16 protein-coding genes are annotated in these 16,340 nt (G+C 65.7%); 10 read left to right on the top strand and 6 right to left on the bottom strand.

Annotation, left to right across the window (positions count from 1 at the left end; all coding sequences use genetic code 11):
* The first annotated feature begins 53 nt into the window (after positions 1-53).
* The 5 genes from pilT (at position 54) to DM872_RS05580 (ending at position 5,529) form a co-directional block, all read left to right on the top strand.
* Positions 54-1,088 carry a type IV pilus twitching motility protein PilT gene (gene pilT, locus DM872_RS05600; RefSeq protein WP_077524152.1) on the top strand — a complete coding sequence of 345 codons (1,035 nt, stop codon included), beginning with the start codon at positions 54-56 and terminating at the stop codon, positions 1,086-1,088.
* Positions 1,089-1,115: 27 nt separating this feature from the next.
* Positions 1,116-2,261: a PilT/PilU family type 4a pilus ATPase gene (locus tag DM872_RS05595; RefSeq protein ID WP_179058520.1), complete on the top strand. Its 1,146-nt coding sequence runs from the start codon at positions 1,116-1,118 to the stop codon at positions 2,259-2,261.
* Positions 2,262-2,334: 73 nt separating this feature from the next.
* Positions 2,335-2,730 carry an NINE protein gene (locus DM872_RS05590; protein WP_179058519.1) on the top strand — a complete coding sequence of 132 codons (396 nt, stop codon included), beginning with the start codon at positions 2,335-2,337 and terminating at the stop codon, positions 2,728-2,730.
* A gap of 238 nt (positions 2,731-2,968) precedes the next feature.
* Positions 2,969-4,348 (top strand): pyridoxal-phosphate dependent enzyme, encoded by a 1,380-nt coding sequence (locus tag DM872_RS05585; RefSeq protein ID WP_179058518.1) that lies wholly within the window; start codon positions 2,969-2,971, stop codon positions 4,346-4,348.
* Positions 4,345-5,529 carry a trans-sulfuration enzyme family protein gene (locus DM872_RS05580; RefSeq protein ID WP_179058517.1) on the top strand — a complete coding sequence of 395 codons (1,185 nt, stop codon included), beginning with the start codon at positions 4,345-4,347 and terminating at the stop codon, positions 5,527-5,529. Before DM872_RS05585 ends, DM872_RS05580 begins: the two co-directional genes overlap by 4 nt.
* 147 nt (positions 5,530-5,676) lie before the next feature.
* Here DM872_RS05580 and DM872_RS05575 read toward each other — a convergent pair whose 3' ends face one another.
* Positions 5,677-8,058 carry a penicillin acylase family protein gene (locus tag DM872_RS05575; RefSeq protein ID WP_179058516.1) on the bottom strand — a complete coding sequence of 794 codons (2,382 nt, stop codon included), beginning with the start codon at positions 8,056-8,058 and terminating at the stop codon, positions 5,677-5,679.
* Positions 8,059-8,169: 111 nt separating this feature from the next.
* Between DM872_RS05575 and DM872_RS05570 the strand changes: the two genes are divergently transcribed.
* Positions 8,170-9,210, top strand: a complete 1,041-nt coding sequence (locus DM872_RS05570; protein WP_179058515.1) for an AraC family transcriptional regulator — start codon at positions 8,170-8,172, stop codon at positions 9,208-9,210.
* Here the strand turns inward: DM872_RS05570 and DM872_RS05565 are convergent.
* Entirely contained in the window at positions 9,207-9,782 is a 576-nt protein-coding gene (locus DM872_RS05565; protein ID WP_179058514.1) for a DUF6436 domain-containing protein, read from the bottom strand. The two genes, DM872_RS05570 and DM872_RS05565, sit on opposite strands and share 4 nt — an antisense overlap.
* A gap of 120 nt (positions 9,783-9,902) precedes the next feature.
* On the opposite strand from DM872_RS05565, the gene DM872_RS05560 reads away from it, so the two are divergent.
* The gene (locus DM872_RS05560) at positions 9,903-10,844 is read left to right on the top strand and encodes an alpha/beta hydrolase (RefSeq protein WP_179058513.1); all 942 of its coding nucleotides are present in this window, start codon (positions 9,903-9,905) and stop codon (positions 10,842-10,844) included.
* 111 nt (positions 10,845-10,955) lie between these two features.
* Here DM872_RS05560 and DM872_RS05555 read toward each other — a convergent pair whose 3' ends face one another.
* Positions 10,956-11,711: a hypothetical protein gene (locus tag DM872_RS05555; RefSeq protein ID WP_179058512.1), complete on the bottom strand. Its 756-nt coding sequence runs from the start codon at positions 11,709-11,711 to the stop codon at positions 10,956-10,958.
* A gap of 206 nt (positions 11,712-11,917) precedes the next feature.
* Here DM872_RS05555 and DM872_RS05550 point away from each other — a divergent pair, with 206 nt between their 5' ends.
* Complete coding sequence (locus DM872_RS05550) at positions 11,918-12,535, top strand: 2OG-Fe(II) oxygenase (RefSeq protein ID WP_179058511.1); 618 nt, start codon at positions 11,918-11,920, stop codon at positions 12,533-12,535.
* Positions 12,536-12,547: 12 nt separating this feature from the next.
* Here the strand turns inward: DM872_RS05550 and DM872_RS05545 are convergent, their stop codons facing one another.
* On the bottom strand, positions 12,548-13,105 hold the full coding sequence (locus DM872_RS05545) for a DUF6160 family protein (RefSeq protein ID WP_179058510.1): 558 nt from the start codon (positions 13,103-13,105) through the stop codon (positions 12,548-12,550).
* 222 nt (positions 13,106-13,327) lie between these two features.
* Between DM872_RS05545 and DM872_RS05540 the strand changes: the two genes are divergently transcribed.
* A complete protein-coding gene (locus DM872_RS05540; protein ID WP_179058509.1) occupies positions 13,328-13,819 on the top strand; it encodes a DUF523 domain-containing protein in 492 nt (163 codons plus the stop codon).
* Positions 13,820-13,822: 3 nt separating this feature from the next.
* Here DM872_RS05540 and DM872_RS05535 read toward each other — a convergent pair whose 3' ends face one another.
* Positions 13,823-14,353 (bottom strand): transporter substrate-binding domain-containing protein, encoded by a 531-nt coding sequence (locus DM872_RS05535; protein WP_179058508.1) that lies wholly within the window; start codon positions 14,351-14,353, stop codon positions 13,823-13,825.
* A 126-nt stretch (positions 14,354-14,479) separates the two neighbouring features.
* On the opposite strand from DM872_RS05535, the gene DM872_RS05530 reads away from it, so the two are divergent.
* Entirely contained in the window at positions 14,480-14,911 is a 432-nt protein-coding gene (locus tag DM872_RS05530) for a DUF4399 domain-containing protein (protein ID WP_179058507.1), read from the top strand.
* A gap of 186 nt (positions 14,912-15,097) precedes the next feature.
* Here the strand turns inward: DM872_RS05530 and serA are convergent, their stop codons facing one another.
* A complete protein-coding gene (gene serA / locus DM872_RS05525) occupies positions 15,098-16,327 on the bottom strand; it encodes a phosphoglycerate dehydrogenase (protein ID WP_179058506.1) in 1,230 nt (409 codons plus the stop codon).
* Between the last annotated feature and the right edge of the window lie 13 nt (positions 16,328-16,340).

Genomic DNA, 16,340 nt, shown 5'->3' with positions numbered 1-16,340 from the left:
CGCAGTGATCATTCAGCGGTCTGCAAACCGTTTGCTTCGAATTGGGGAGCCCCATGGACATTACTGAGCTGCTTGCCTTCAGCGCCAAGCAGGGCGCTTCGGACCTGCATCTCTCGGCCGGCCTGCCACCCATGATTCGCGTCGATGGCGACGTGCGCCGGATCAACCTGCCGGCCCTGGACCACAAGCAGGTCCACGCGCTGATCTACGACATCATGAACGACAAGCAACGCAAGGATTTCGAGGAGTTCCTCGAGACTGACTTCTCCTTCGAAGTTCCTGGCGTCGCGCGTTTCCGGGTCAACGCCTTCAACCAGAACCGCGGCGCCGGCGCCGTGTTCCGGACCATTCCCTCCAAGGTGCTGAGCATGGAGGACCTGGGAATGGGCGAGATCTTCAAGAAGATCTCCGACGTTCCCCGCGGCCTGGTGCTGGTCACCGGCCCCACCGGTTCGGGCAAGTCCACCACCCTGGCGGCGATGCTCGACTACCTGAACAGCACCAAGTACCACCATATCCTCACCGTGGAAGACCCGATCGAGTTCGTCCACGAGTCGAAGAAGTGCCTGATCAACCAGCGGGAAGTGCACCGCGATACGCTCGGCTTCAACGAAGCCCTGCGCTCGGCCCTGCGTGAAGACCCGGACATCATCCTGGTGGGCGAGATGCGCGACCTGGAAACCATCCGCCTGGCGCTGACCGCCGCGGAAACCGGCCACCTGGTGTTCGGCACCCTGCACACCACCTCCGCGGCCAAGACCATCGACCGGGTGGTCGACGTGTTCCCCGCCGAGGAGAAGTCCATGGTCCGTTCCATGCTCTCCGAATCGCTGCAGTCGGTGATTTCCCAGACCCTGCTGAAGAAGATCGGCGGCGGCCGGGTGGCGGCCCACGAGATCATGATCGGCACCCCGGCCATCCGTAACCTGATTCGCGAAGACAAGGTGGCGCAGATGTATTCCGCCATCCAGACCGGCGGCTCGCTCGGCATGCAGACCCTCGACATGTGCCTCAAGGGGCTGGTGTCCAAGGGGCTGGTAAGCCGCGAGAGCGCCCGGGAAAAGGCCAAGAGCCCGGAAAACTTCTGATTCGCCTGAGCGGCCAGCGAGAACGTCATGGAATTCGAGAAACTGTTGCGCCTGATGGTGGAAAAAGGCGGCTCCGACCTCTTCGTCACGGCGGGTGTGCCGCCGTCGATGAAGGTCAATGGCAAGATCATGCCGGTGACCAAGAACCCCATGTCGCCGGAAATGACGCGGGAAACCGTGCTGGGCGTGATGAACGAACAGCAACGCCGCGACTTCGCCGAGAACCACGAGTGCAACTTCGCCATCAGCGCGCGGGGCATCGGCCGGTTCCGGGTCAGTGCCTTCTACCAGCGCAACCTGGTGGGCATGGTGCTGCGCCGGATCGAGACCACCATCCCCACCATCGAAGAGCTGAAACTGCCGGAAATCCTCAAGAAGCTGTCGCTGACCAAGCGCGGCCTGGTGCTCTTCGTGGGCGCCACCGGTACCGGCAAGTCCACGTCGCTGGCGGCGATGATCGGCCACCGCAACAGGAACAGCAGCGGCCACATCATTTCCATCGAAGACCCGATCGAATTCATCCACCAGCACCAGAGCTGCATCGTTACCCAGCGTGAAGTGGGCATCGACACCGAGTCCTTCGAGGTGGCCCTGAAGAACACCTTGCGCCAGGCGCCGGATGTGATCCTGATCGGCGAGGTGCGGACCCGCGAAACCATGGACCACGCCATCGCCTTCGCCGAAACCGGCCACCTGTGCCTGGCTACCCTGCACGCCAACAACGCCAACCAGGCGCTGGACCGCATCATCAACTTCTTCCCCGCGGACCGACAGCAGCAGGTATGGATGGACCTCTCGCTGAACCTCAAGGCCATCGTCGCCCAGCAACTGGTACCGACTCCGGATGGCAAGGGCCGCCGTGCGGTGATCGAAGTGCTGCTGAATACGCCGCTGGCCGCCGACCTGATCCGCAAGGGCGAGGTCCACGAGCTCAAGGGCCTGATGAAGCGTTCTACCGAACACGGCATGCAGACCTTCGACCAGGCGCTCTACAGCCTCTATTCCCAGGGCGAGATCACCTACGAAGATGCGCTGCTCTACGCCGACTCGGCGAACGACCTGCGCCTGATGATCAAGCTCGGCTCCGAGACCGATGGCGAGCACCTGCAACACATGAGCGACGGCCTGTCGTTGCAGGTGAACGAAGAAGACCCGGGGCGCCGCTTCCGTTAAGCTCGCACCCTTGAAGAAGCCCGCCCATGCGGGCTTCTTCTTGACCGGATACATCACCCCTGCAGGAGGCAGCATGAACACCCGTCAGGACACCCACAGCAAGGTCATCGGCTACCTGCTCTGGATCTTCGGATTCCTCGGTTCGCATCGTTTCTACTACGGCAAGCCGGTGACCGGGACCATCTGGTTCTTCACCCTGGGCCTGTTCTTCATCGGCTGGATCATCGACCTGTTCCTGATCCCCTCCATGGACCGCGAGGCCGCCCTGCGCTTCAACTCCGGCCAGTACGACTACAACGTCGCCTGGATCCTGCTGACCTTCCTCGGCGTCTTCGGCGTGCACCGCATGTACCAGGGCAAGTGGATCAGCGGCATCCTCTACCTGCTGACGGGCGGCTTCTTCCTGCTCGGCGTGCTCTACGACTTCTGGACCCTGAACACCCAGGTTTCGGTGCTCAACGCCCGCTAAGCCAGTCCTTATCCTTGTGGGGGCGAATTCATTCGCTAACCGGACCGCCAGGTCCGGCCTGCAAGCCTTGCCGGGGACGCTACGCGTCCCTTCGCGAATGAATTCGCCCCCACAGGATCAATTCCCCTCGGCCTGACCCCTTCGTCGGAACCCATGGCGGCACCTCGCCTTGCAGCCTATGTTCCACCGTGGGGCGTCCGCTTCGCCCCCCTGCCTGGTCGCGCAAGGAGGTGACGCCATGAACAGTGTCAAAGATGTTCGTCCCGCAGTTCTCGACCTGATCGGCAACACTCCGCTGGTGCGGGTCACCCGCTTCGATACCGGCCCCTGTACGCTCTTCCTCAAGCTCGAATCCCAGAACCCCGGTGGCTCCATCAAGGACCGAATCGGCATCGCCATGATCAACAGTGCCGAGCGTGACGGCCGGCTGAAGCCCGGCGGCACCATTGTCGAGGCGACTGCCGGCAATACCGGCCTGGGCCTGGCATTGGTGGGGCGCGCCAAAGGCTACCGGGTGGTGCTGGTGGTGCCGGACAAGATGTCCACCGAGAAAGTGCTGCACCTGAAGGCCATGGGGGCCGAGGTGCATATCACCCGCTCGGACGTCGGCAAGGGCCATCCGGAGTACTACCAGGACCTGGCTGGTCGGCTGGCTGCGCAGATTCCCGACGCCTTCTTCGCCGACCAGTTCAACAACCCGGCCAACCCGCTGGCTCACGAGTGCACCACCGGCCCGGAAATCTGGCAGCAGACCGGCCAGGATGTGGACGCCATCGTCGTCGGGGTCGGCTCGGCGGGCACCCTGACCGGCCTGACCCGCTACTTCCGCCGGGTACAGCCCGACCTGGAAATGGTCCTGGCCGATCCGGTGGGGTCCATCGTTGCCGAATACACCCGCAGCGGCACCCTGGGCACACCCGGTTCCTGGGCGGTGGAGGGCATAGGCGAAGACTTCATCCCGGGGATTGCCGATCTCTCCAGCGTGGGGCGTGCCTACTCCATCAGCGATGAGGAAAGCTTCGGCCACGCCCGCGAACTGCTGCGCAACGAGGGCATCCTCGGTGGCTCGTCCACCGGAACGTTGCTGGCCGCCGCGCTGCGCTACTGCCGCGAACAGAAGGTACCCAAGCGGGTGGTCAGCTTCGTCTGCGACACCGGCACCCGCTACCTCTCGAAGATCTACAACGACCAGTGGATGACCGACCAGGGGTTACTGGCGCGCAAGCGTTACGGCGACCTGCGGGACATCGTCGCACGGCGCTTCGAAGACGGCCGGGTGATCAGCGTCGGCCCGGACGACACCCTGCTTACTGCCTTCCAGCGCATGCGCCTGGCGGATGTCTCGCAGTTGCCGGTGCTCCGGGATGGCCACCTGGTGGGCGTGGTGGACGAGTCCGACATCCTGCTCGGTGTGCATGCCGATGCCACGCACTTCCGCCAGCCGGTGGCCAGCGTCATGACCGCTAGCCTGGAGACGCTGGCACCTGATGCCAGCCTGGCGGAGCTGCAGGCCGAGCTCGACCGCGGGCTGGTCGCCATCATCTCCGACGCGTCCGGCTTCCACGGCCTGATCACTCGCTCCGATCTGCTCAATCACCTGCGGAGGACCCTTGCATGAGCCAGCAGGAAGACGCCGAAGCGCGCGCCTTCGCCACCCGTGTGATCCACGCCGGCCAGGCGCCCGATCCCTCCACCGGCGCGATCATGCCGCCGATCTACGCCAACTCCACCTATGCCCAGCAAAGCCCCGGCGTGCACAAGGGGCTGGACTACGGCCGCTCCCACAACCCCACCCGCTGGGCGCTGGAACGCTGCGTCGCGGACCTCGAGGGCGGTGCCCAGGCCTTTGCCTTCGCCTCCGGCCTGGCGGCGATCTCCACGGTGCTGGAGTTGCTCGACAGCGGCTCGCACATCGTCGCCAGCAACGATCTCTACGGCGGCACCTTCCGCCTGTTCGAGCGGGTACGCCGGGTCAGCGCCGGGCATCGCTTCAGCTTCGTCGACTTCAGTGACATCGGCGCAATTCGTGCCGCGATCCAGGACGACACCCGCATGCTTTGGGTGGAAACCCCGAGCAACCCGCTATTGCGCCTGGCCGACCTCGAAGCCATCGCGGAACTGTGCCAGGGCCGGGACATCATCCTGGTGGCGGACAACACCTTCGCCAGTCCCTGGGTGCAGCGGCCCCTGGAACTCGGCTTCGACCTGGTGGTGCATTCCACCACCAAGTACCTGAATGGCCACTCCGATGTGATCGGCGGCATCGCCATCGCTTCCAGCGACAGCCGCTGCGACCCGTTGCGCGAGCGCCTGGGTTTCCTGCAGAACGCCGTGGGTGCCATCGCCGGGCCCTTCGACGCCTTCCTCACCCTGCGCGGAGTGAAGACGCTCGCCCTGCGCATGGAGCGCCACTGCCACAACGCCCAGGAACTGGCCTACTGGCTGGAGCAGCAGCCGCAGGTGGCACGGGTCTACTACCCCGGCCTGCAATCCCATCCCCAGCACGCCCTGGCGCGGCGGCAGATGCAGGGTTACGGTGGCATGATCTCCCTCGACCTGCGGGCCGACCTGGCGGGCACCCGGCGATTCCTCGAAGCGGTGCGCATCTTCACCCTGGCCGAAAGCCTGGGGGGCGTGGAGAGCCTGATCGAGCACCCGGCGATCATGACCCATGCCAGCATCCCGGCGGAGATTCGCGCGGAGCTGGGCATTGGCGATTCGCTGGTGCGGTTGTCGGTGGGGGTGGAGGACGTGGAAGACCTGCGCGCGGACCTGGGGCAGGCGTTGGGGAGGGTTTGAGGGCGTCAATGCTCAGACGGGGCAACGTCGTGGGGCTTTTCCCCCTCACCCCAGCCCTCTCCCTCATGGAGAGGGGGCATTCCGCGCAGGGCGGCCGGTCCTGAGTCACCCCTCTCCCTTCAGGGAGAGGGGGCGGGGGAGAGGGCCTCAGTCGCCCGGTTTCAATACCAACGTCTCCTGGCTATTCGCCTTCACCTCATCCTCGGCGAAGTGCATCGGCACGTACTCACCGCGCATGTACCGCTCGGCCTGGTCCTTGTAGTGACGGTCGAAGGGCACACCGCTCTGGCCCACCGGGTTGATGCCCAGGGCATGTTCGGCGTCGGCCATGTCCACCAGGCGGCGCGTGGAGGGGCCGTGGAACACTTCCCAGGGCGCCGGACCGACGCGGTGGGACAGGTTGTTGGGCACCTCGTGGCCACCCGGTGCGGCGAAGGGACCGACGTTGAACAGCAGGTTCAGCGGCTTCTGCTGGCCCAGCGGATGGGCGTGGGTCAGGGTGTGGCCCTTGCCCCATTGCCATTTCGAGCTGTCCTCACCCAGGGTCTTCTTCAAGTGCGCCAGGCTGGCCTGCCAGGCGGCCTTGACCACCTCCGCGCGGCTTTCCTTCTGCGGCGTATCGCGCTTGTCCCACCAGGGCGAGGCCGGGTCGCTGGCCAGGCGCGGCAGAGCGGAGTCGAGGATGCGCGTTTGCAGCAGGCTGTCGAAGAAGGCATCGCCCAGCTCGTCGCGCATCATCGCGTTGGCCAGTTCGTAGGTGAGCTGGTTGAACAGGGTGGCGGCGGTGGACTCCAGCGGGTGGTCGCCTTGCCAGTTGGCGAGCTGCTCCACCAGAGCGCGCTCAGCATCATCGCTGGCGGCCGCGCGCAGGTCGTCGAGGATGGGCGCGAGCAGGCGCGGGCCATAGCCGGTGGCGGTATCCAGTTGCAGTGCCTGGCTGTTCTGCACGTCCCACTTCACGCCCGGCTCGGCCAGGCGCTGGTTCAGGCGCACGCCGCGATCCGGCAGGTTGTAGTAGCCCGGAATGGCCACGCCAGTCGGCGACAGCGGTTGGTAGTTGGCCGAAACGATGAAGCCGCGCTCCGGGTTCTCTTCGTGGGGGTTGGCACTGAAGGGCAGGTAACCGGGCTTGTCGGCATCGCCTGTACTGCCGTCGAGGATGAAGTAGGGATTCACCCCGTCCGGGCGTTGCGGCAGTTTGGCCGACGCCCACCAGCCGATGTCACCGCCGGCGTTGGCCCAGATGACGTTGAGGCCGGGCGAGTGAATCTTCTCGGCGGCGGCACGGGCCTTGTCCAGGCTGTCGGCGCGGTTGAGCTGGTAGAAGGCGTCGAGGATCGGGTTCTCGGTTTCCAGGAAGGCCCACCACATGGCGATCGGCGTCTTGCCGGCCGCCGCGCCCAGCGCGTCGTTGATGATCGGGCCATGGGGCGAGCGGCGCAGCGTCAGTTTCACCGGCTCGCCATCCTTGACCTGGATGGTTTCCTCGCGGCTTTCCAGATTCACCCACTGGCCTTGGTACCAGACCTGGTTCGGGTTGTCCGGGTTGCTCTTCTCGGCGATCAGGTCGAGATCGTCGTTCTGGAACATGGTCAGGCTCCAGGCGAACTGCCGGTTGTGCCCCAGGGAGGCAACCGGGTTCAGCGCCTGGTGGTGGCCATAGAGCTCGAAGCCCGGGTAGCTCAGCTGCGCCTCGTACCACACCGCCGGCACGGCGAAGCGGATATGCGGGTCGCCAGCCAGCAGCGGCTTGCCGCTGGCGGTGTGGGTGCCGGACACCGCCCAGGCATTGCTGCCCTCGAACTGCGGCAGGCCGGCTTCGACCAGGGCTTGCTGGCTGAGCTGCGCGAGGCGGTTGAGGTCCTGCCAGTCGCCCTGGGCAAGCGGTTGGCCAATCACGCCGTCGGGGTGCCAGTCGAGATCGAAGGCCTTCAGATAGTCGGCGCCCAGTTCGTCACGCACATAGGTGATGGCCGGCTCGGTTCGGAAGGCGGCGGCGAAGCTGTAGGCCATGTAGCCGGCGACCGAGAGGGTGTCGGCGATAGTGAAGGGGCGTTTCTCGATGCCCAGCAGGTCGAATTCCACCGGCGCCGGGCGGCTGTCCTGGTACTGGTTGATGCCGTCGAGGTAGGCCTGCAGGGCCTTGGTGGCCGGACTGTCCTTGTCCATCTTGGTGGCGTACGCGTCGGCGTGGGCGCGAATCCCCAGGGTGCGGAACAGGCGGTCGGTGTCCACCAGGCGGGCGCCGAGGATTTCGGCCAGTTCGCCACGGGCGAGGCGGCGCAGCATTTCCATCTGGAACAGGCGGTCCTGGGCATGGACGAAGCCCAGCGCGCGGTACATGTCGGCTTCGTTGGCGGCCTGGATATGGGGTACGCCGCGCTCGTCGTAGCGCACGGTCACCGGCGCCTGGAGGTGGGCCATGGCAAGCTCGCCGTCGCGCACGGGCTTCTTGCTCTCGCTATACCAGGTGGCGCCGCCAGCGGCCGCCGCGATGACCACGGCCAGGACAGTCAGGGTGCGTTTCATGCACGAAATTCCTTGTTGTTTTGGTCGCGGCATTCTCCCCAAGGCTGAATTGGCGGGCATTGACCAAATACGCGCGAACTGAAAGTCTTTGGTCAATTTCGAGGAGCCGCCATGTCCACCGTTGACCCCGATACCTCCAGCTTCGCCCCGCTGACTCATTCGGCCACCTTGCGTCGCCTGCTCTATGAAGCGCTGGCCGAGCTGGGTCTCAATCCGGGGCGGGTCTACCTCGGCGTCAACCAGCACCGTCGCCCGGGACCGCCGCCGGTGGACGGTCGCCTGCGTCACGACGATGCGCCGCAGTTCTGGCTGGCCGCCGACTCGTTGGTCGGCGACCCCGATATCGGACTGCATCTGGGTGAGGTCATGAAGCCGCGCTTGCTCGACGTGGTGGGCTATCTGCTGCTGGCCAGCCGTGACCTGGGCGAGGCGTTGGCGAGTTTCCTGCGCTTCCAGCACATCCTGTCTGGCGGCTTCGTTGCCCAGCTGCACGTGGACGGCGCGGTGGCACGCCTGGTGATCGACCTCAACTACCTGGGCTTCTCTTCCCTGCGCCAGCAGATGGAATGCCTGGCACTGCTCTTCACCAAGCTGCTGGGTTTCATCACCGATGGCGAATTCCGCCTGGATGGCGTGCAGTTCCGCCATGCCCGCCCGGCGCGGGTGAGCGAGCACCAACGGCTGTTCGGCCTGCTGCCTGTTTTCGGCCGTGAGCATGACGCCCTGCTGTTCCCGGCGGCCCTGCTGAAGCGTCCGTCGCGCACCGCCAATCCGGAGCTGCACCAGCTGCTCTGGCAGCACGCCGAGGCACAAATGGACGCCTTGGTGGGCAACGACCTGCTGAATCGGCTGCGCTACCTGCTGGGTGTTCGCCTGGGCAAGGCGGAATGCTCGCTGGAAGCCTGCGCGGCGGAACTGGGCTTCAGCGCTGGCGGCTTGCAGCGGGCGCTGGCCGACCAGGGCAGCAACCTGCGGCGGATACGTGAGTCGGTGCAGCAGGCGCGCGCCATCGAACTGTTGCAGGAGGGCCGAACCATGCGCGAGGTCGCTCGGGATTGCGGGTTCTCGGAGCTGTCGCCCTTCTACCGGGCCTTTCGCCGTTGGTACGGAATGCCGCCGGAGGCCTGGCGGGCGCGTATCGGAGTCGGTTAGGTCGGCTCGCGCCAGGCGCAGAAGCAGCCTGCCGCCAGGGTGCTGCTGGCACTGACCGGGCGGTTGTCGATCAAGGCTTCGAGAATCGGCTCGATGAAGCTGTTGGCCGAGTTGCACACCGCCCCTTCGCTATAGGGGCCGAAGTAGGCCAGGCGGCCGTCGCGGTCCCAGATGCCCACCGCGGGCACCGCCGGCAACTGCTCGGAGCCGGGCATCGTGGCCAGCGGCTGCAGGGCTTCCAGGCCTGGGGGAAGCTGGCCTTTGCTACCGGGCTTCTGCACCGCGTGGAAGGTCACGCCCTGGGGCGCGAAGCGCTGGATCAATTCCGCAAGGTGCTGCTGGTTGCCGGCGTTGCAGGGGCAGGCCGGGTCCCAGAAGTGCACCAGGCGGATGGGGCCCGGGCCGGCCAGTTCGGCTGGCAGGCGCAGCTGTTCGCCGGAGAACACCGTCGCCTGGCTATTGAAGGGGCGCACATAGCGCGACTCGTACCAGCGCAGGGCCAGCAGGATGGCGCCGACGCAGGCGAGAAGGGCGAGGCTGGTAATCAGGGTCTTGGGGTTGAGTGCACGCATGATCAAGGGCCTGTGCGGGGGCGCGTAGCTTGCCACGTTGCGCCGGGCAGCAGAATATCGGCAGCCGGCCAGGACCCCGTACGGTCCTGTGGACAGATTTACCTCCTCCAGGAAAGCCCGATGCCAGACCCGTTCCAGCCCGATCTCCTGCGCCCGTTGTTGCGACCCTTGGCCGCAGGCGCTGCTGACCTGCGTCAGGCCCAGACCTATCGGACCTTCTACCGGCTGGACTTCGCCGCGCGCCATCCTGGCGTTCAGGCACGTCTGGGCTGCGTCGAGGCGGCCGGGTATTCACTGGTGACCCAGCTCTGGCTGCCGCCCGAACCGCGCGCCAGCCTGGTGATGCTGCACGGCTACTACGACCACATGGGCCTTTATGGCCACCTGGTGGAGTGGGCGCTGGGCATGGGCTTCGCGGTGATCGCCTGCGACCTGCCCGGCCATGGGTTGTCCAGCGGAACGCGGGCCAGCATCGGTGATTTCGCCGAGTATCAGGCCACCCTCCAGGCCTTGCTGGGCGAGGCGGCGGCGCTGGACTTGCCGCAGCCCTGGCATCTGGCCGGGCAGAGCACCGGTGGTGGCATCCTGCTGGACTATCTGCTGACCGGCACGCCGCGCCCCGAACTGGGCGAGACCCTGTTATTCGCGCCGCTGGTGCGGCCGCGCGCCTGGGGTTGGTCGAAGTTCAGCTACCAGTTGATGCGGCACTTCGTCGAAAGCATTCCACGGCGCTTCAGCGTCAACTCCAGCGATGCCGAGTTCATCGAGTTCGTCCACCACAAGGACCCGCTGCAGCCGCAGACCCTGCCCACCGCCTGGGTTGGTGCGCTGGCGCGTTGGGTGCCGCGCATCGAGCGGGCGCAGCGCAGTTCGCGCCGACCGCTGGTGATCCAGGGCGACGGCGACATGACGGTGGACTGGCGGCACAACCTCAGGGTGCTGGCGGAGAAGTTCGATCAGCCGGACGTGCTGATGCTGGAAGGGGCCGGGCATCATCTGGTGAATGAGGCGCCGGCCTATCGGGAGCGGTACTTTGGCTTCTTGCGCGAGCGCCTGGGCTGACGCCGCAGCCACGTAGGATGGGTCGGGCGGCGCTCCGCGAGCGGAGCGATACCCATGCTGTCTTTCGCTGGGTATCGCAGGCTCTACGCGGCGCTCACTCTGCGAGGTGGTTCAGAGCCCCTGCTGGGCCGAGGCGTCCTGGCCTACGGCGAGGCCGGCGCGTACGGCAGCCAGGGCGGCCTGGTAGTAGGCCTTGCCGTCGGTGGATTCGGCAAAGGTGACGAACTCTTCCAGCTCCGGGTCGGAGAGGCCGCGATAGACGTAGAGCAGGGTGTTATCCAGGTCGTTGCCGATCTGTTCCATCAGGCGCTGGCGCTGGCCATCGATCATGCCTTGCGCCTGGCCGCCACCGAGCAGGCCGGGGAGCATCTGGCTCAGGCTGTCGGCCGCGACGCCAGCCAGGGCCAGGCTGACTTCCGCGCCAGCTTCGCGCGCTGGCAGGGCTTGCGCCAGGTGGCCGATCAGCAGGCGGCGGGTGGCTTCGGCTTCGATGCGTGGCAGGCCGTTGGCGTGCATCGCCAGTTGGTCGCGGCGAGTGGCCAGGGTTTCCGCAGCGATGATTTTCTTGCCCAGCGTTGACTGGAAGAAGGCCAGTGCCGGACGCGGGTCCTGTAGCTGGTTCCGCAGCGCAACCTGGGCGCGCTGGTCGATGGCCTGGGGCTGGAAGCGCCGGTTGCTGTTTTCCACAAGTGCCTGGTAGACCGCTGGCGGCAACGTCTTCTGGTAACGCTGCTGGGCTGCGGTCAGGGCATCGTTGAAATGCGCGCGCTGCTCCGGCCAGCCGGCCACCTGGTAGAGGCTGGCGTGGTCGTCGGCCAGGGCGGGCAAACCGAAGAGGAGGAGGGTGACGGCGAAGAGCAGGCGCATGGAGTCTCCTTGATGACGCAGTCCGCTGTTCGTATCGGACCCACGCGTACGGCATCGGTTCGGCGGGCAAGGCGGTGGCGGCGGGTGGGCGTTGCGGGGCTGAGCGTGCGGCTATTCTCAGCGGACTCGGGCTTTATTGTCGAGGTGTCGGAATCTTCATCAGTGCATGTAGGTAATTTCCTGCTCGCTGGTAGAATTCCGGGATCATGTCGCTACCCGCAGAACAACTCGTGCTCACCCCGATCGCCGACGACCTGGCCAGCCAGGGCTGGTCCCACCAGTGCCTGATGCTGCCTGCCGACCTGACCCGTGCCCTGGCCGATGAATGCCGCGCCCGCGAAGCAGCGGGCGCGCTCGCGCCTGCGTCCATCGGCCGTGGAGACGGGCAGCAGGTTCGCGAAGGGGTGCGCGGCGATCGTATCCAGTGGCTGGAGCCCGGTCAGGCGGCCGCCAGCGATGCCTATCTGGCCCTGATGGACGAGTTGCGCCAGCTGCTCAATCGCGAGCTCTACCTGGGCCTGGAAGACTTCGAATGCCACTTCGCCTGCTATCCGCCCGGCGCCTTCTACCAGAAGCACCTGGACCGTTTTCGCGACGATGACCGCCGCGCCGTGTCGGTGGTGGCCTATCTGAACGCCGACTGGCAGCCGGAGCAGGGCGGTGAACTGCGCCTGTACCTGGCGCATGGGGAACGGGATGTGCTGCCCGAGGGCGGCAGCCTGGTGGTGTTCCTGTCCGCTGATGTGCCCCACGAGGTCCTGCCGGCGAACCGCGAGCGGCTGTCCCTCACCGGGTGGTTCCGGCGCCGCGGCGGCCCGCTCTGAAGCCGGGGTCCGTCAGTGGCCCCAGACTCGGAAGTTGCCGCGCAGGTCGGTGATATCGCGAATTTCCAGGCTGCCGATCCGGCTTTCGCCGATGTGCATGTCGGCGGCGACCCGTACGCGGATGCGCTGGGCGGGAATGCCACTGCCCTGCAGCTGATCATTGATGGTGGTGAGGTCGGGCAGTTCCAGACGGAGTTGCTGGGTACCGGTTGAGTTCTTCACCACGTCGACTTTCAGGGTCGGCTGGTCGACGCCGAAGATGGGCAGGGTAAGGCCGAGCTGCGCCGCCCCCAGGGGGAAGCTGCCGCCGGCACCGTTGGGACAGTCACCGGGCTTGAGACAGCCGTTGTCGATGCGCACATTGCGCAAGGACAGGCTGCCGCCATCGTCGTTCCAGCTGATGCTGTCGATGCGCGCCATGACGTCCAGGCGCAGGTTGATCCCTGCCTGGCCGCTGATTTCGCTGAGGGCCTGGTTATCCAGGGATTCGAGGGCGGCCTGGCCGGTGCCGCTGAGCAGGGCAGTGCCGCAAGCCAGTGCGAGGCGCAGGTTGTGGGTTGTTCTGGGCATGGCACGCTCCTGTGCAGGTTGCGCGCAGTCTGGAGGGGCGCAGGCGCGACAGCCAGTGGCGCGGGGCGCTTCCCGCCGAAGGATGGGGAAGCTCGTCGCCTGCCTCCGAGAACGGCTTGGCAGTTAACGGGCCAAGGCCCTACCTTCGATCAGGCGCCGATTCGCGCGGGCGCCACCGGTGTTACCCGGGGTGACTACGACGGTCCCCCTCTGGAGATGAAGATGCAGAAGATCCTGGTCAGCCGTTGCCTGCTCGGGCAAAAGGTCCGTTATGACGGCGGCGCCCACGGGCCGTTCGACCTGTTGGAGCGCTGGCAGGCGGAGGGGCGCATCGTGCCGCTATGCCCGGAAGTGGCCGGCGGCCTGCCGACGCCCCGTGCACCGGCCGAGATCGCCGGTGGGCGCGGCGGCGCCGTGCTGGACGGCGAACTGCCGGTGCTCACCGACGACGGCCAGGACGTGACCGACGAGTTCGTTGCCGGTGCGCGCATTGCCCTGGATCTGGTGGCGCGCAACGGCATCCGCATCGCGTTGCTCAAGGCCCGCAGCCCTTCGTGCGGCAATCGGGAGAACTACGACGGCAGTTTCAGCGGCACTCGCGTCGCCGGCGAAGGCGTGACCGCCGCAGCCCTGCGCCGCGCCGGTGTCGAGGTCTTCAACGAAGAGGAGCTGGCCCAGGCCGCTGCGCGCCTGGCCGAACTGGACGAAGACTGAGCCTCAGCGCTTGGCGGCAGTCGGTGGCTGGCTCAGGTCCTTGCCCAGCCATTGCGTCGACAGCGCGCCGAGCTTGCCCTCGCTGCGCAGCTTGATCAGGGCGCGGTTGAGGGTGTCGCGGAAGGCGGGATTGCCTTTCTGGAAGGGAATCGTCATGGGCTGCGCCAGATTGCCCTCGGTCTCGCTCACGGGAAAGACGTAGGGTTCGCTGAACTCCAGGGTCTGCTCGCCCTCGGCTGGTGCGGCGACCCGGTCCAGGGCGATGTCATAACGACCGCTCTGCAAGCCTTCGAGCATCTTGCCGTCGTCGTCCACGACGAACTCCGCATCCACATTCATTTCCGCAGCCAGGGCGCGACCCAGGGCCACGTCGAAGCCGGTCAGCTTGTCGTTCTCCCGGTAGCTGTAGGGCGGGTTGTTCTCCTCCAGGGCGATGCGCAGGCTGCCGCGTTCCCAGACATCATCGAGCAATTCGGCCTGGGCCAGCGGGCTCAGCAGGGCGAACAGGGTGGGCAGGCAGTAGAGCAGACGCATGGGGGACTTCCTCGATTCGTTATGGTTTTTCCGCTGGCGCAGGTGAAGCGCCTTGCTCGGACAGCAGGTGAACCTAACTGGTTGCATAGGGTCTGGTATCTGGCTCACAAAACATGGAGATGTGTAATGAGGACTTTGTCTTTCCTGAGCCTTGGCGCCCTGCTGCTTGGCGCCGCCACCGCCACCCTGGCCGCTGTTCCACGGACCCCGGCGCCCGAAGGCGCGCAGGTGTACTTCATCGAACCGGCTGACGGCGCCACCGTCGGCAAGACGTTTACCGTGAAGTTCGGTCTCAAGGGCATGGGCGTCGCGCCGGCTGGCGTGGATGTGCCCGCAACCGGCCACCACCACCTGTTGATCGGCCTCGCCGAACAGCCGGAAATGGACCGGCCGCTGCCCATGACCGACAGCATCCGCCACTTCGGCAAGGGCCAGACCGAAACCCAGGTTACCCTGCCGCCCGGCAAGCACACCCTGCAACTGCTGGTGGGGGACAAGAACCACGTACCGCTGGACCCGCCGGTGATCTCGCAATCCATCACCGTGACGGTCAAGTAAAGACGCTGGAAACGAAAAAGGGAGGCCGAGGCCTCCCTTTTTCTTGTCCTGCAAAATCCGCCAGGGGTTCGCGAGCTAGAGCGAGACAAGGCGGAAAGAGCTAAGGAGAGCGGAGTTTACGACTGTAAATGAGCATCTCCGAGGCTCTTTCCAACGCAGTATCGCCGACGCGTAGCAGCCCCTGTCTTAGAAGAGGACGCGGCTGCGGATGGTGCCATTCACGTGCTGCAGCTTCTCGAGGGCGAGGTCCGAGTACTCGGCATCGACGTCGATCACCACGTAGCCGACCTTCTCGTCGGTCTGCAGGTACTGACCGGAGATGTTGATGCCGTTGTCGGCAAACACCTTGTTGATCTCGCTCATCACGCCCGGCACGTTCTCGTGGATGTGCAGCAGACGGTGCTTGCCTGGGTGGGACGGCAAGGCCACTTCCGGGAAGTTCACGGACGATACCGAGGTACCGTTGTCGCTGTACTTCACCAGCTTCTCCGCCACTTCCAGACCGATGTTGGCCTGGGCCTCGGCAGTGGAACCGCCGATGTGCGGGGTCAGGATCACGCGGTCCAGGCCACGCAGCGGGCTCTCGAACTCTTCGTCGTTGGACTTGGGCTCGACCGGGAACACGTCGATGGCGGCGCCGATCAGGTGCTCGTCCTTGATGGCGGCGGCCAGGTGATCCAGCTCGACCACGGTGCCGCGTGCGGCGTTGATCAGGATGCCGCCTTTCTTGATGGCGCGGATTTCCTTCTCACCGATCATCCACTGGGTGGACGGCAGCTCGGGCACGTGCAGGGAGACGATGTCGGACATGCCCAGCAGCTCGTGCAGGTTGCCCACCTGGGTGGCGTTACCCAGCGGCAGCTTGGTCACGGTGTCATAGAAGAACACTTGCATGCCCAGGGCCTCGGCCAGCACGGAGAGCTGGGTGCCGATGGAACCGTAGCCGATGATCCCCAGCTTTTTGCCGCGGATTTCGAAGGAGTTTGCCGCAGACTTGATCCAGCCGCCGCGGTGGCAGGAGGCGTTCTTCTCCGGAATGCCGCGCAGCAACAGGATGGCCTGGGCCAGCACCAGTTCGGCGACCGAACGGGTGTTGGAGTAAGGGGCGTTGAACACGGCGATGCCACGCTCGCGGGCGGCATTCAGGTTGACCTGGTTGGTGCCGATGCAGAAGCAGCCGACGGCGATGAGCTTCTTGGCGCAATCGAACACCTCATCGGTGAGCTGGGTGCGCGAGCGAATGCCGATGAAATGCACGTCGGCGATCTTTTCCTTCAGTTCGTCACCCGAGAGTGCGCCCTTGAGGTACTCGATGTTGGTGTAACCGGCGGCCTTCAGGGTGTCCACGGCGTTCTGGTGGACGCCTTCGAGGAGAAGGAACTTGATCTTGCTCTTTTCGAGAGAGGTCTTGCTCATCTGCGTACCTATG

Origin of the sequence: Pseudomonas taiwanensis (genome assembly GCF_013393345.1) — a bacterium.
In the GTDB taxonomy this organism is placed as follows: domain Bacteria; phylum Pseudomonadota; class Gammaproteobacteria; order Pseudomonadales; family Pseudomonadaceae; genus Metapseudomonas; species Metapseudomonas resinovorans_C.
This window is presented reverse-complemented; position numbering and strand designations above follow the sequence as displayed.

What these genes read in the sequence shown, in the direction of transcription:
- pilT (WP_077524152.1), top strand. Translation starts at nt 54, where the DNA reads ATGGACATTACTGAGCTGCTTGCCTTCAGCGCCAAGCAGGGCGCTTCG.
- DM872_RS05595 (WP_179058520.1), top strand. Translation starts at nt 1,116, where the DNA reads ATGGAATTCGAGAAACTGTTGCGCCTGATGGTGGAAAAAGGCGGCTCC.
- DM872_RS05590 (WP_179058519.1), top strand. Translation starts at nt 2,335, where the DNA reads ATGAACACCCGTCAGGACACCCACAGCAAGGTCATCGGCTACCTGCTC.
- DM872_RS05585 (WP_179058518.1), top strand. Translation starts at nt 2,969, where the DNA reads ATGAACAGTGTCAAAGATGTTCGTCCCGCAGTTCTCGACCTGATCGGC.
- DM872_RS05580 (WP_179058517.1), top strand. Translation starts at nt 4,345, where the DNA reads ATGAGCCAGCAGGAAGACGCCGAAGCGCGCGCCTTCGCCACCCGTGTG.
- DM872_RS05575 (WP_179058516.1), bottom strand. Translation starts at nt 8,058, where the DNA reads ATGAAACGCACCCTGACTGTCCTGGCCGTGGTCATCGCGGCGGCCGCT.
- DM872_RS05570 (WP_179058515.1), top strand. Translation starts at nt 8,170, where the DNA reads ATGTCCACCGTTGACCCCGATACCTCCAGCTTCGCCCCGCTGACTCAT.
- DM872_RS05565 (WP_179058514.1), bottom strand. Translation starts at nt 9,782, where the DNA reads ATGCGTGCACTCAACCCCAAGACCCTGATTACCAGCCTCGCCCTTCTC.
- DM872_RS05560 (WP_179058513.1), top strand. Translation starts at nt 9,903, where the DNA reads ATGCCAGACCCGTTCCAGCCCGATCTCCTGCGCCCGTTGTTGCGACCC.
- DM872_RS05555 (WP_179058512.1), bottom strand. Translation starts at nt 11,711, where the DNA reads ATGCGCCTGCTCTTCGCCGTCACCCTCCTCCTCTTCGGTTTGCCCGCC.
- DM872_RS05550 (WP_179058511.1), top strand. Translation starts at nt 11,918, where the DNA reads ATGTCGCTACCCGCAGAACAACTCGTGCTCACCCCGATCGCCGACGAC.
- DM872_RS05545 (WP_179058510.1), bottom strand. Translation starts at nt 13,105, where the DNA reads ATGCCCAGAACAACCCACAACCTGCGCCTCGCACTGGCTTGCGGCACT.
- DM872_RS05540 (WP_179058509.1), top strand. Translation starts at nt 13,328, where the DNA reads ATGCAGAAGATCCTGGTCAGCCGTTGCCTGCTCGGGCAAAAGGTCCGT.
- DM872_RS05535 (WP_179058508.1), bottom strand. Translation starts at nt 14,353, where the DNA reads ATGCGTCTGCTCTACTGCCTGCCCACCCTGTTCGCCCTGCTGAGCCCG.
- DM872_RS05530 (WP_179058507.1), top strand. Translation starts at nt 14,480, where the DNA reads ATGAGGACTTTGTCTTTCCTGAGCCTTGGCGCCCTGCTGCTTGGCGCC.
- serA (WP_179058506.1), bottom strand. Translation starts at nt 16,327, where the DNA reads ATGAGCAAGACCTCTCTCGAAAAGAGCAAGATCAAGTTCCTTCTCCTC.